This window comes from Mycoplasma tracheobuteonis, assembly GCF_054456995.1.
The window spans coordinates 28,567-43,384 of sequence record NZ_JBTKTG010000005.1 but is presented as its reverse complement, the minus strand read 5'-3'; the positions used below and the strand labels follow the sequence as shown (position 1 = coordinate 43,384).

The window sequence follows — 14,818 nt, the reverse complement described above, 5'->3', positions numbered from 1 at the left end:
TATTTTTTAGAATACTAATCATTTAATTTAATTTTCTTAATTTCAACTTTGTTTTGAATTAAATCTTCTTCTAATTCAAAAATTCTATTTAACTCAGTTTCTAATTTCACAGCTTCTGAAACATTAGGTTTTGTAACTGGTTCTTTAGGTGCAAATAATTCACAAGTTTCATTAGCTTGAATAATTGAAATATCATATGTACCTATTTGTTTAGCAATATTGATGATCTCATTTTTATCATAAGTAAGTAAAGGACGTAAAATTTGCATATTTGTTGCATTTCCTATGGTTGAAAGAGATTCTAAAGTTTGAGATGCTACTTGCCCTAAATTATCACCATTTGAAATTGCTAGTTGTCCGTATTTGTTACAGATTGCTTCAGCAATACGATAGAAACTTCTACGCATTAATGTGATTTTGTATGATTCTTTTGAAACAAAAGAAATATAGTTCATTAAGTTTGCATAGTTTGCAATTAATAAGTTAGATGTTACTTGATATTGGTTTAAAACTTTTACTAAGTTAGTTATCTTTTCAATAGTTCTTTCATCTGTTTGAGGTGGTGTAATAAATGTTAAGAAATCTACCTTTATCCCACGCTTCATCATTTTGAAAGCTGCAATAGGTGAATCAAATCCTCCTGAAATAAAGTGAAGGACTTTTCCAGAAACACCTACAGGTAAGCCTCCAAGACCATCATAGTATTCTGAAAACATATATGTTCTACCATTTCTAACTTCAACATAAAATGTTTGATCAGGATTATGTACATCAACTTTTAAGTTTGTATTTTTTAAAATTTCACCACCTAATATATGGTTAATTTGATCTGAAGAATATTCAAATTTCTTGTAATTTCTTCTTGCTGAAATTTTAAATGTTTTAGCATCTGATTTAACTAATTTTAAAGCTGTTGATTTAAATACCTCAATATCATTATCAACAACTGCAACAGGAGAAAATGAACTAATTCCAAAAACATAGTTTAATTTTTCCATATTGTGCTCTGAGTAAGTTAAATACATTCTATCAAATTCAACTTGTGGTGCTTCACCAACAATATGTTTGATGTTGTTTGCTAATGTATTAATAAAGGTTTTACGGTTCTTTTTCTTTAGAACTAGTTCACCATATCTAATTAAAATTTTACTGTACATATCTCTCCTTAATCAAGAATCTTTTTACAGCTTGATAAGACTCTTTATAGTTATTGTTTTGTTGTATTTGAATTCTAGTTTGATTAATTAATTCTTTATATGCATTTACTTTTTCAGAATTAATTAAGAATTTCTCGTTACTTGCGACTTCTAAACAAATTGCATCATACATTTCATGGTATTTTTCATTTATCGCTATGTCTTGGACTAATAAGGATAAATTATGGATGAAACTATCTCAAATAGTTTCATGTTTTGCTCAAGTTTTATATCTTTTGATATTACTTTCAAATTGAGATTTTAATTCGTTTTTAGCTTGAATAACTTTTTCATTTTGTGTAAGATGTTCGTTTTCAACTACACTAAAATAAGTTTCAACAGCAATCGCTAAATCTTGCTCTCTTTGAAGCTTCATACCATTTATATGATAAGTTTCTAATTTGTAATTTAAATAAGCACTATCAAATTCTTTTAAAGCTTTAAGGTAGCCGTTAACGTATTTTACACTAAAACTAATATTTTTATTTGTGTTAATCACTTCTACCTTGCTCATCACATTATTAAAAGCTTTATTTAACTTTGTAGTAGACTTAGAAACTTCTAGGTAAATCTTTTGTCTAGATCCTAGCAATCTAGCTAAATCTTTTTTAACGCACTCGTTGAATTTTTCGATTTTCCCACTTAAAATTGAGGCACTATAAATGGTTCAATACCCATTATAAATAAGCTTAATTTGTTGAGCTAATTTCTCTGTGTCATAGGTATATCATTTCTGTGATAACACATCTAAGAGATCATTAAGCTTTTTATAATGTACTTGTAGCTTATCGTTAGTTTCTTTTTTTATTGCTTTCGATAAGTATTCAGGCAAGCACTCAAAGATATAGTATTCAATCTTGCTTGCTGATACAATTAAATTATTTAAGTCATTTAATCTTATCCTTAAATCATCAATTTTTTTATCAGCAACTGAAAATTCACCCTTATATTTAGAATTATCTAATTCACTAAGTCTTTTAGCCATCTTTTGCACTTTATCGATTAAAATTGCATTAGTATTGCTTGTGATAATTTTATTCTTATTCAATACATCTTTATAGTAATCCACTATTTCCAGATAATTAGTAAAAACATCATCAATTAATTTTCAATCTATATTAAACTCTTCAGCAATATGATCAAAAGCATTGCATTTTTCTTTATAGCTTGCATATAGCTTTTTTAGTGATTTTCTAACTTTAGCAACTTGGAAAAATCTTCTTTCATCAATTACACTTTGCAAGTTACCTATATTTTGTAATATAACATCTTTCTTCTTGCCTATATCTAAGTTAGTATTTTTTAAACTATCGCATATTGGTTCGAATTTTTTCTCATTTTTTGCAAGTATCGCACACTTTTGAATTGAATCTTTATTCTTGGTATGATCTCTTTGCAAAGTTATTCTTAAGTCTACAATATAGGCTTTAGATTTCTTAAAATAAACATTTCGCACTAAAACAATAGTAAGAAACAAAATCAATAATACAGCAATGACTACAAATGCTATAAATATTCCTAAAACAGTTGAATCGCCCTTCATTTGTTCCTTCCTTTGCATAGTTTCTTTTTAATAATTAAAGTTTATCAAAGTTTTATTTTTATAACCATAAATAAAGAAAAAACTCCATTGAGGAGTTTAGGTCACTAAAGTGATATGGAGCGAGTGAAGGGAATCGAACCCTCATAGTCAGCTTGGAAGGCTGAAGTTCTGCCATTAAACTACACTCGCATTTGTTATTTGCGTTAATATTATAGCACGAATAACAATCTTTGGAAATAAATTTTTTATTTTTTTACACAAAGCAAGTCATTGGCGCGCCCGGCAGGAGTCGAACCCGCAACCTTTAGGGCCGTAACCTAACACTCTGTCCAGTTGAGCTACGGGCGCATTAATGGAGGCACCAACGGGATTCGAACCCGTAATCAAAGTTTTGCAGACTCATGCCTTGGCCATTTGGCTATGGTGCCTTGTGCTTTATTATTATAATATAAAATTGATTTTAAATAAACTTTTTTTGATTTTTTTTACATATGCGCGCTAGCTATTTTCTTCTATTATTTAAGTAATAAAAAATCAATACACACTAAATATGTATTGAAAATTATATATCTAAAGGTTTTGCAGTTTTACGTACATTAATATCTATTAAAAGTGAAACATAGAAATATGCTTGAACAAATACAAATGCAAAAACATAAACTATAAACATCGCTAAACTACCTGCTGAAAAAAGAAATTCCTTAAAGAAGAACCCAGTATGCACTCCTACAGCAAGTAAGCTAAATGAAGAAAGCACTAGCATTGCTAGATTTAATCCACTAGTTCTAAATTCATTTATTTTGATCTCTTTTCTAAAGATGAATGGTAATAAAGCTACTTTGATTGAGTTTTTGCTTCTTAAAAGAATATAAAGTATAAATAAATAATTTAGAAAGAGCACAAAAATAAATAGCAAGTAATCAATAATAAATTCAGCTGATTTAACTACATGAACTTCTTGTCCACTAGCATTTACGACTGCAGACATTGTTTTTTGTCCTACAACTACATTAAGAAATATAGGTAAATAAATTGCTAGAGATATAAATAGAAATATGTAGTTAGCTAGTAAAAAATTGCTAATAAGTTTTTTATTTAATGTCATATTATCTCCAGAACAATTATAGAACTTTTACAATATTTATTTAAAGATACCTGAAGTTATTATTGTAATCTGTTGTGACTTATATCGCTATAGCATAAGGCTATTGATATTTTGATTTGCTTATTTAAAGCAAACAAAAAAGCAAGCATTTACTTGTGCTTGCCTATTTATCGAATTGAGAGCTATATAAGTTGTAGTAGAATCCTTGTTTTTTAAGAAGTGATTCATGTGTTCCTTGTTCAATAATGAATCCGTTATCAACAACAATAATTACATCAGCATTTTTAATCGTACTTAATCTATGTGCGATAACAAATGTAGTTTTATTTTCCATCAATTTAAGCATAGCTTGTTGAACAATTTGTTCAGTACTCGAATCGATATTAGATGTTGCTTCATCAAGGATTAAAAGGTTTTTATTACTTAAAATAGCTCTTGTAAGTGAAAGTAATTGTTTTTGACCTTGAGAAAGGTTTGCTCCATTATTTTCTATAACTGTATCATATCCATTAGCCATATTCATAATAAAGTGGTGAGCATGTGTTAATTTTGCTGCTTCTTGCACTTCTTCTAAAGTAGCATTTGGATTAGTCATTTTTAAGTTATCTAAGATTGATTCATTAAACAAGAATGAATCTTGAAGAACAATGGTCATATTATCTCTTAGTGAAGATGTAACAATGTGTTTAAGTTCATTTCCATCTAATTTGATTGAGCCTTTGTCATAGTCATAATATTTTGAAAGTAAACTGATAATAGTTGTTTTACCAGCCCCTGTAGGTCCGACTATAGCAATCTTTTGACCAGGTTGTGCTGTAAATGTAGCAGCTTTAAGTTGATATTCTAAAGCTTTAGGGTTGTATTTAAAGTAGACATCATTAAATTCAACTTTTCCAACGATTTTATCAATCTTAATAACTTCGTGTTCTTTACTTGGCACTTGTACTTGTAGTAATTTAAAGATACGAGATGTTGAAGCAACCCCGACTTGAGCATTAAAGGTACTTGCAAGAATACTTTGAAATGGTCCCATAAAGTTTCAATTAAGCATTATGTATAACATAATAAGTCCGGCTGTTGGTGAACCATCCTCATTAGTCATAAATCCAAATGCACTTCAAATGTTTATTTTTTGTAAGTAGAATACTGCACCAATGGCTGAAATTGCTAAGATAATAAGGTTTGAAATAAGTCCATAAAGGGTATCAAATGATTTAGCTATTACATCCCCTTTATAAGCTGAATTTCTAATGTTTTTTGTAATAACTTCTAATTGTGAGTAAATGTAGTCTTGTCTGTCAAATGAATTTGTTACTTTTGTGTTAACAAGCATTTCTTCTACAAAGGCATTTAATGATCCGAAAGCATTTTGCACACTAATGAAGTATGGTTGTGATTTCTTAATAAGCAAGAACACTAATGCAAACATTATAAGTGATATAGGTATAACGATTAATGTTAGCATTGAAGAAGCTAAAAACATAACTACAATTGAAATTAAAATATTGAATGTGCTTGTAGCTGCTTGAACCATCATTTGGAATAATGAGTTAGCTACGTTATTAATATCTACAACTAATGTTGATATTAAGTTACCTGTTTTATTTTTATCATAGAAGCTGATAGGTGAACGGAATAATTTGCCCATTAATTCACCACGTAATTTAGCCCCGGCATTAAAACAAAGTTTAATATAAACTCTTTGTTCCATATATCTGAATGTACCATAAAGGATGAATGATAAAGCAAGTACCACTAAAGCAATGATAAAAGTTGTGTTATTAAAATCATTTATATTATGCGTTAGTTGTCCATTTTTAGTTTCGACATAAGGCGAGAAGAACAATTGAACTATTAGCCCTATCATAAAGCTTCCTACGATATAACATACAGAGTTAACGAAACTAAATATTAAAGCAATAGTTAATGATTTTTTATCTTTTGTTATATAAGAAAGAAGAGTTTTGAATGTTTGAAATACATTAACATCAGATTTCATTTTCTTGTATTTATTAAGTTCTTTACTTATTTCACGACCATCATAAATATTATCCATAACTCCTCCTTCCTATTGTTCTAATTGATTTGTATTAATATCTCTATATCATGGACAATTTGCAACTAACTCATCATGAGTTCCTTGTGCAATAATTTGACCTCTATCCATAACAAGAATTTTGTCAGCATGCTTAATTGAATTAATTTTTTGTGAAATGATAACTGTAGTACAGTCATAATCTTCTTTAATGTTTTTGATTAAGGCTTTTGTTGTAATGTTATCAAGCGCTGATGTTGAATCATCTAAAATTAAAATTTTAGGATCGATAATTAAACTACGAGCAATTGATAAACGTTGTTTTTGACCACCACTTAGGTTCTTTCCTCTTTGAACAACTGGATGTTGTATTCTTTCAGGGAAAGTCATTATAAAGTTATTTGAACAAGATGCTTTAAGTGCTTTATTAATTTCTGCTTCAGTTGCATCAGCCTTACCAAATGTTAAATTAGAAAGCACTGTTCCTGAATAAAGAAGAGCTTCTTGATATACAATACCAACATTATTATGTAAATCAGTTGTATCAATATCTCTTACTTCTTTACCATTAATTAAAACATTACCTTCTGTATATTTCATATTATTTACAATGAGGTTTGCTATTGTACTTTTACCAGAACCAGTAGGTCCTATAATTCCTAAAGTTTGACCACCTTCAATTCTAAAGTTAATATTTTGAATTGAGTAGTCTTGAGATGTTTCAAAATACTTATAATTTACATTTACAAATTCAATTGAGTAGTCTTTTGAGATATTATCTTTACTATCGGAAATTTTTAGACCATTAGCAACATATAAATCATCATATGTTTTATCAAGTACTTCAACAATTCTTCCTGCAGAGATTTTAGCTCTAAAGAATGAACCTAAGAATTGAGAAAACATAATAACACCTTGTGCTATAAGAACCTCATATTCAATAAACACATTTAATTTAGCAATCAATTGAGGACCAGCATCTGTTGCAAGTAAATTTGATGCACTTAAATCAAATAAACGATCTTTACCTATTGCATAAATAATAACAATAATGGTATTGATAATAACGAAGAATGCAGGCATACCGATTGAGAAGTATTTATAAATATTCTTTTCAGTACCTAATCAAGTTGTATTTGCTTTATTAAATTTAGCATATTGTTTTTGTTGTAAGTTATTTGCTTTTATAAATCTTGCTCCGTTGATTGATTCATCAACTTCTTTTGTAATTCAGTCAAGATTTTTTCTATTCTTCTTAATTAAAGGATTTACTTTTACAAACATATAAGTTATAACTACTATTAAAAGTGGAATAACTGCAATAATTGAAAATGTTAGTGGAACATCTGTTAAAAATGCAAAAATCAATCCAACAACTATATATAATGGAGCTTTAATTAAAGATATAGAAGCACCAATTAAGAAGTCTCAGAACACAGCAACATCATCGTTGATCCGTGTTATTAAACTTTCATTTGTTAATTGTGCTATATCTTTTAAGCTTAATTTTTGATATTTTTTAAATAATGTATTTCTATAGAAATTGGATGCTTTTTCACCAGCTCAAATAATAATCAAGACATATCCAAATGATGTTGAAGCAGCAAAAAACAGTGTTAACACAAAGGCGATAATTAGCGTAGTGAAAACTTGTTTTCATTCGCCCGTCATCACAACTCATTGGAATAGTTCAAGCTTAGGCAATTGTGGTTCTTTTCCTGCAGCAATAGCTTCATTTGGATTATACATCAGCAAGGGAAGGAATTGAGAAAGCAAGATAGGTAACATCATTGTTAAAGCAACATTGATGATAACAATAAAAATCCCAATACCAAATTGAGCTTTAATTCTACGTGGTAAAATTTTGAACATTTTTAGCATCTTGTACCTCCTTTTTTAATTTGTTAAAGTATAACATTTTTTATAAAAAAATGTTATACAGCAAAAATGAGATATAAAGAAATAATTTTAATGATTTTTTGAATATGAAATACCTTAAAAAGGGTATAAAAAAATGGCGATCACGAGAGGATTCGAACCTCCGACCACAAGCTTAGAAGGCTCGTGCTCTATCCAGCTGAGCTACGCGACCACGCTAAATATATTGTACACTAGTTTTGAAAAAAATGACGTTATTTATTTTTTTATTTTTTAATTCTTATTTTTAGTATTAAAAAGTTCCAGCATCTAGCCAGAACTTTTTAAATAACTATGTATGTTTGAATCCACCTGATTTTTCATCTAGTGAAACTGTTGGTTTATGAACTTTTAATTCTTCAATAGCTTTTTTAATATCGTTGATTAAGATTGAAGCCATATCTCTACTAAATCCTTGACGAACTAGCACTCTTTGAACTATTACATCTTGAGCATTTGCAGGCATTGAATATGCAGGAACTTGTCATCCTCTAACTCTTAACTTATCAGCCAAGTCATAAAGATTAAATCCTAGATCAACACCTTTCTTAAATCTTCAAGTTGTAGCTGGTATTCCGTGTTTTGGATCGCCATCATTAATTAATTCAAAGTAGCCTGTATTTACAATTTCTTTTGCGATGTATTGTGCTGTGTCATAGCAATTTTGGTGTATTTTTCTGTAACCTTCTTTTCCTAATCTTAAGAATAAGTAGTATTGAGAAATGATTTGACCAGCAGGACGTGAGAAGTTAATTTGGAATACCGGCATATCTCCACCTAAATAATTTACGTGGAAGATAAGTTTTTCTGGAAGATATTTTTTATCTCTCCATACAACTCAACCTGCTCCTAAAGGTGCTAAACCAAATTTATGTCCTGAAGCTGATATTGATTTAACTCTAGGAACTCTAAAGTCTCAAACAATTTCAGGTGCTACAAATGGTGCTAGGAATCCTCCACTAGCAGCATCTATGTGCATATCAACATCTAATCCTGTATCTTTTTGAAGTTTATCTAAAGCTTCAGAAAGTTCGAAAATTGGTTCATATGCACCTGTGAAGGTTAATCCAAATGTAGAAACTACCCCAATAGTGTTTTCGTCAATGTATTTAACCATACTTTCTGCATCCATATAGAATCTATCTTCTTCCATTGGAACTTGACGAATTTCTATATCTCAGTAGCGACAGAATTTTTCTCAAACCACTTGTACTGGTCCACATACTAAGTTTGGCTTATCAATTGGTTTTCCTTGAGCAATGCGTTTTTCTTTTCAACGTTGTAATAAAGCCATTCCTCCTAACATACAAGCTTCAGAAGAACCAATTCCTGATGTTCCTATAGGTTCTTCTTTAGTAGATGCATTCCATAAATCAGCAATAATTGATACACAACGTTGTTCAATTTCTGCTGTTTGTGGATATTCATCTTTATCAATTAAGTTTTTATTAATTGATAAATCCATTAATTCATGAACTTGTTTTTCTTCATAGGTTTGACAAAATGTTGCTAAATTTTGTCTTGCATTACCATCAAGAAAAAGTTCATCTTTAACAACTTCTAACACTACGTCTGGGTCAGATTCTTTTTCAGGCATTTTGTATTTAGGTAATTCAACGCCTGCTAATCTTGATCCAAAAATACTGTCATTTGAGTTATTTTTAACCTTGTGTAATGGCATGCTATACTCCTTTAATCATTTGTATATAAATTAAATTTCATTTTATGGCAGAAATCTTTGATAATCTTAAATCCACGGACACTATTTCCGTAAGGATCTAATGGTGGACTAAATACAGCTATAGCTAATTTTCCAGGTACTACAGCTATTAATCCTCCTCCAACGCCACTTTTTCCAGGCAATCCTACCATATAGGCAAATTCACCTGATTTATCATATAACCCTTCCATCGTCATTTCTGCTAAGATGTGCGGAATATTTTGTGGTGAAAGAACTTGTTCTTTTGTAATCGGGTTAGTTCCCTTATTTGCAAGTGTTGCTCCTAAAGTTGCTAAATCCTTACTTGTTACAAGTGTAGAGCATTGTCTTGTGTATACTTCACAAGCTTCCATAGGATCTGAATACATATTACCAGCAGAATAAAGAAGTCATGAAATAGCACGATTATGGAAATTAGTTGTTTGTTCTGATTCATTTACTTCATCAGATAAAACAACATCTTTAGACATTAATCTTTGCTGTATATCTAAAATTTTATTTCATCTATCTTCTTTATCCTTAGCAGTAATTAAACTAGTTGTTGCAATTGCTCCAGCATTTACTAGAGGCGATAATGGTTTATCTTTGTGTAATTCTAAAGCCATTACAGAGTTGAAAGGCAATCCTGTAGGACTTGTTCCTATTTTTTCTCTAACAGCAGTAGCACCATGTTCTTCCATTGCTAGAGCTAGGGTACAAACTTTAGAAATTGATTCAATAGCAAATCCATATGAATCATCACCAAAACTAATTACATCGCCATCCACAGTCACTACAGTAACACCACATAGTTCTGAAGGTACCTTTGCTAGATAAGGAATATAACTAGCATTCTTACCTTCCTTGAGATCTTTGTGTTTTTTATAAGATTCTTCAAGTGTAGTAGAAATTAATTTTGTATCTAACATATTAATTACTAGTCCCTTGAGTTGTATTTGACTGTGGTGTAGTTTCATTAGTATTTGGATTATCTTTATTTAAATCCAAAATTTTAACGATTGAATCGTGCTCTTTAGAAACTGTTTGTAAAGTTTTATCACTGTGTCTTTGTATTTCTTTAATAATTTTGTCTTCTGATCTTTGATAACTAATAGTATCTTTTTGAAGATGTGCTAGTAGATGTGCTTCACGTTTTGTAATGTATTCTTCTAATTCTTTGATTTTCTTTTGAACATCATTATTAAAGACGTTAATTTCGTGATTTATTTTGTTTTCAAAGTATGCTTTAGCTACATCACCACTATCTGTTGAAGAGTGATTAATTAATCCTGGGTGTGTTCCTTCTACTTCTCAAGTGAAAGGAGCAAAATCAGAATTAGGATCTGCTCAGTGTGGTTTTTTGAAGGCATAAATTACAAAAGGAATAATACAGAAGATAACAGAAACTATAACTAAAATAGCGACATATGTAATAGGACTTCCGACTTCAATTTGGTTTGGTGGAGCAAAACTTACAATAAGAGCTAGCATTGAACCAATAAGTCCTAATCCTGCAAAGATTCACATTCCTATGTTTTTAGGGCCAGGTATCTTATATGGTCTAGGTCGATTTGGTTGTGAATAACGTAGATATATCGCTGACGCAAACATTAATATATACATTATTAAATATAGGATTACGGTAAGTTGACTTAAAATTTGGTAAGCAGCTTGCACTGAAGGCAATACTACGAATAATACTGATAAAACAGTTACAAGTAGCCCTTGTATAAGAAGTAAATGAGTTGGGATTCCATTTTTGTTAGTTTTTTGGAATCATCTAGGTAAATAACCTGCTTTTGCAACTGTAAGCATACCTGAACTTGGTCCTGATACTCAAGTTACAATTCCAGCAAGAACCCCTATTGCAAGCATCATAGCAAGTACTGGTCCTAATCAAGGAACTCCAGCTCAAGCAAATGCTTTAATATAAGTTACTAATAACCCTTGTGTTATGTTGATTTCATCTTTAGGAAGTAAAAATGAAATTGCTAATGTCCCTAGGACGAAGATAAGAACAGTAACAAGTGAAGAAATTAAAATCGCAATAGGATAATTTCTCTTAGGATTATTAATTTCTGTTACGTGGATCGCATTCATTTCCATACCAGCATAGAATAGGAAAACACTAGCAGCAAGTACTAAAGAGTCAAATCCTTTAAATGCAGGTAATAAATCATGAGGATCCATTGTGGTTTGAGATGGATTACCAGCAATGATGTATCCAAATCCAAATCCGATTAAGATTAATACAGGTATAATGGTTCCAATTATACCTCCTCATTTAGCAACTTTAGCAAATACTTTAGTTCCAAATGAAGATAAAATAGTTGCAATTCAATAAATAGCAAGAACTATAACAAGAACAAATATCTTATTGCTTGCTATCGTTTTTGCTATAGCAGTGTCAGGAGCTATATAAGCCAATGCCACAGCCCCAAAAGTTAGAGCTGTAGGGAATCAGATCGTAACTTCTGACCATAACAAGAACATAGAAAGGAAGGCAAGTCTAGGTCCAAAGGCTTCCCCTACCCATCTAAATACCCCACCTTTTTGAGTATAAGTTGAGGCAAGTTCTGCAGCCACAATAGCTACAGGTATCAAGAAGAAGATTGCAGCAAATATGTAGTAGAATATTGAACCAAGTCCATATTCTGCCTCAGCAGGTAATCCTCTAAGACTAACAACAGCCACAATATTCATAAGCACAAGACTTAATAAACTTAATGCTTTTGTCGACTTTTGTTTAGGTGTCGCATTAGCACTGCTTACTGTTTGTGCAGTATTTTTTTTGCTTTTAAACATATGCTAATCCTTTACTTGTTTTTTGTCAAATATCTTGACACTTATATTATATATTTTTATAAGTGACAACTAAAAAATGTGGAATATACCACATTTTCAAATCTTTTATATTATTTAATTCTTTTTATAGTCTGAAATAAGCTTTAAACTAATTTCACGTTGTTGTTTATCTTTAGTCTCTTTTTGATCAGCTATCATTTTTTCAATCTCTAACCCGATTAATGGATAATCTACAAAAATTTTGCTTTTGTAAACGTTTAAATTATCATAAATTGATTGATATCCAATGTCTGTTAGTCTAAATGTATTATTTGCTAAAGCAATTAACGAAATAAATGAGTCGTGTGTTGAACAAACAATGTTTGAAAAATTGTGTTTTTTAGCAAACTTAACAAGATCCTTAATTTCACTTTCTTGTTTTCTTGTACTAATTTCGTACTTAGAGTGTTCAATTCCATATTCTTGACAAGCTTGAAGAAATCCTTCATATCTCTTGTCTTTTTGTTGTTTTAATAATTTCTTGTCTTCTAAAAATAAAATCTTATTATCATCTTTAGGTAATTGTTTATAAAGATCTGATGTAACATCGTAGAAACCTTGGATTTCATTAGGAACGATTCAACTTAAACCATCAATTTGGTATCCGTATACAACTACAGCAATGCCTTCGATAGATTTTAAGTATGCAAATAAAACTTCGTCGTATTCAGGAACAAAAATTACTAATGAAGTAGGTCTTCAAGATAAAATATATTTAATAGTTTCAATATATTCTTGTGTTGAAGGATTTGTATAAGTTGTAATAACTCTCTTGTTGCTTCTAGAGCAAGCAGCTATAACCCCATTAATAATGTGTTGATATATATTACTTCCAAAGATAGGTGCAATTACAAAGATAGAATGATCTTTGCCTCTGATCATACGTGCACCATGGTTTGGAATGTATTCATATTCTTTTACGACTGAAGCAATTTTACGCTTAGTTTTAGCAGAAACATATCCCCCGTTATAATATCTACTAATTGTTGAAATTGATACGTTAGCTATAGTTGAAATATCTTTATAAGATATTTGCTTATTTTTCTTTGTTTCATTCATATGGTAATTATATCATTTTGTGGAAATTTTGTTCCACATTTACCGTTATGCCCTTTTTTATAACCACATAGGAGCAAAAGTATAAAAAATATCACATCACTTTGCATTATTTGTGATGTGAAATAAAATACTTTTAAATTATACTAATTCTTCAAATACATCGTCACCTGTTTCAGTAATGATGTCTGCACCGAAGTTTCTTGCTACGATGTTTCCAAGTGTTCCTAAACCTGTGAAGTTAGGTAATACTCTAGGTGATTTGAATGATTTTGAATAAATTGTAGCTGGTAAGAATTCTCTTGTGTGGTTGAATCCTGGATATAATGGATCGTTTCCGTGGTCACTTGTCATGATTAATAAGTCATCTTCACGCATTGCGTTGATTAATTTACCAAGTTTAACGTCTAAATCAGAAATGTTTTGTGCATATCCGTGAACATCTCTTCTGTGTCCGTAGTGTGAGTCGAATTGAACTAAGTTTGTGAAGATAAATTGGTTTTCTCCATCTTGTTCTGCTAATTCGATTGTAATGTCAAGACCTTTAGCATCTGAACCACTTGGGTAGTGTTTTGTGATACCTTGTCCTACGAAAATGTCGTTAATTTTTCCTACAGAAATAACTTCAACACCTTTAGCTTGTAATTCGTTTAAAATCATTTCTCTTGGTTTGTTTGCGTAATCATGTCTGTTGAATGTTCTTGTGTATTCTCCGTTATCACCAACGAATGGACGAGCAATAATTCTTCCTACGTTTCATTCTGGACGTGATGAACAAATTTCACGAGCAGCTTTAGCATATCTGTATAAGTTATCTAATCCAACTCATTCTTCGTGAGCAGCGATTTGTAAAACAGAGTCCATTGATGTATAAACAATGATTCCACCATTTTCTTTTTGTTCTTGAGCATATTCAGAGATCATTTCTGTTCCTGATCCTGATTTGTTTGCAAGGATTTTTCTTCCATCAAAAGCTTTAGATAATTCATCTACTAAATCTTGTGGAAATCCTGTTTCTGTAAATGTTGGGAAAGGTACTAATGTTTTAATTCCCATCATTTCTCAGTGTCCTGCTAATGTATCTTTAGCATTTGACACTTCTTGAACTTTAGCCATGTAAGCCATTGGTTGTTTAACATGGTAATTTCCATTTAAGTTTGTAATGTTACCAATTCCAAGTTTCTTTCATGTATCAATTTTGAATTCTTCTACCATTGAAGCAGATCTAATTGTGTTAGCACCATCGTCACCAAAACGTTTTTGGTCTTTATCTGGTCCGATTCCTAGACCATCTGTAACGATCATGAACACACGTCTAAATTTAGCCATATTTTCTCCTTTTTAAGTGGACGTTATTTCAATAATAACATCGCTTATATTTTAAAACTTTTTTTATTTATTTTAAAACTAATATTAAGGAAAA

At 30.5% G+C, this 14,818-nt stretch carries 10 protein-coding genes and 4 tRNA genes; all 14 read right to left on the bottom strand.

Features of this window, described 5'->3' with window-relative positions:
* Window positions 1-14: 14 nt before the first annotated feature.
* Window positions 15-1,157, bottom strand: a complete 1,143-nt coding sequence (gene thiI / locus ACX1M8_RS01745) for a tRNA uracil 4-sulfurtransferase ThiI (RefSeq protein WP_458836670.1) — start codon at window positions 1,155-1,157, stop codon at window positions 15-17.
* The gene (locus ACX1M8_RS01740) at window positions 1,147-2,739 is read right to left on the bottom strand and encodes a hypothetical protein (RefSeq protein ID WP_458836669.1); all 1,593 of its coding nucleotides are present in this window, start codon (window positions 2,737-2,739) and stop codon (window positions 1,147-1,149) included. The genes thiI and ACX1M8_RS01740 overlap by 11 nt, the downstream gene beginning before the upstream one ends.
* Window positions 2,740-2,854: 115 nt before the next feature.
* Window positions 2,855-2,928 (bottom strand) — tRNA-Gly (locus ACX1M8_RS01735).
* 82 nt (window positions 2,929-3,010) lie between these two features.
* Window positions 3,011-3,087: transfer RNA gene (locus tag ACX1M8_RS01730), tRNA-Arg, on the bottom strand.
* 5 nt (window positions 3,088-3,092) lie between these two features.
* Window positions 3,093-3,167, bottom strand: a tRNA-Cys gene (locus tag ACX1M8_RS01725).
* Between the two features lie 134 nt (window positions 3,168-3,301).
* Window positions 3,302-3,844, bottom strand: coding sequence for a hypothetical protein (locus tag ACX1M8_RS01720; RefSeq protein ID WP_458836668.1), 543 nt, complete (start codon window positions 3,842-3,844; stop codon window positions 3,302-3,304).
* Between the two features lie 163 nt (window positions 3,845-4,007).
* Window positions 4,008-5,900: an ABC transporter ATP-binding protein gene (locus tag ACX1M8_RS01715; RefSeq protein ID WP_458836667.1), complete on the bottom strand. Its 1,893-nt coding sequence runs from the start codon at window positions 5,898-5,900 to the stop codon at window positions 4,008-4,010.
* A gap of 12 nt (window positions 5,901-5,912) precedes the next feature.
* Window positions 5,913-7,760: an ABC transporter ATP-binding protein gene (locus ACX1M8_RS01710; RefSeq protein WP_458836666.1), complete on the bottom strand. Its 1,848-nt coding sequence runs from the start codon at window positions 7,758-7,760 to the stop codon at window positions 5,913-5,915.
* Window positions 7,761-7,894: 134 nt separating this feature from the next.
* Window positions 7,895-7,971 (bottom strand) — tRNA-Arg (locus tag ACX1M8_RS01705).
* Between the two features lie 117 nt (window positions 7,972-8,088).
* Window positions 8,089-9,477, bottom strand: a complete 1,389-nt coding sequence (gene gad / locus ACX1M8_RS01700) for a glutamate decarboxylase (RefSeq protein ID WP_458836665.1) — start codon at window positions 9,475-9,477, stop codon at window positions 8,089-8,091.
* Window positions 9,478-9,488: 11 nt separating this feature from the next.
* Window positions 9,489-10,424: a glutaminase A gene (gene glsA / locus ACX1M8_RS01695; RefSeq protein ID WP_458836664.1), complete on the bottom strand. Its 936-nt coding sequence runs from the start codon at window positions 10,422-10,424 to the stop codon at window positions 9,489-9,491.
* Window position 10,425: 1 nt separating this feature from the next.
* Window positions 10,426-12,300 carry a glutamine/gamma-aminobutyrate antiporter GadC gene (gene gadC, locus ACX1M8_RS01690; protein ID WP_458835450.1) on the bottom strand — a complete coding sequence of 625 codons (1,875 nt, stop codon included), beginning with the start codon at window positions 12,298-12,300 and terminating at the stop codon, window positions 10,426-10,428.
* Between the two features lie 114 nt (window positions 12,301-12,414).
* Window positions 12,415-13,398 (bottom strand): LacI family DNA-binding transcriptional regulator, encoded by a 984-nt coding sequence (locus ACX1M8_RS01685; protein ID WP_458616381.1) that lies wholly within the window; start codon window positions 13,396-13,398, stop codon window positions 12,415-12,417.
* Between the two features lie 138 nt (window positions 13,399-13,536).
* Entirely contained in the window at window positions 13,537-14,724 is a 1,188-nt protein-coding gene (locus ACX1M8_RS01680; RefSeq protein WP_416741663.1) for a phosphopentomutase, read from the bottom strand.
* Between the last annotated feature and the right edge of the window lie 94 nt (window positions 14,725-14,818).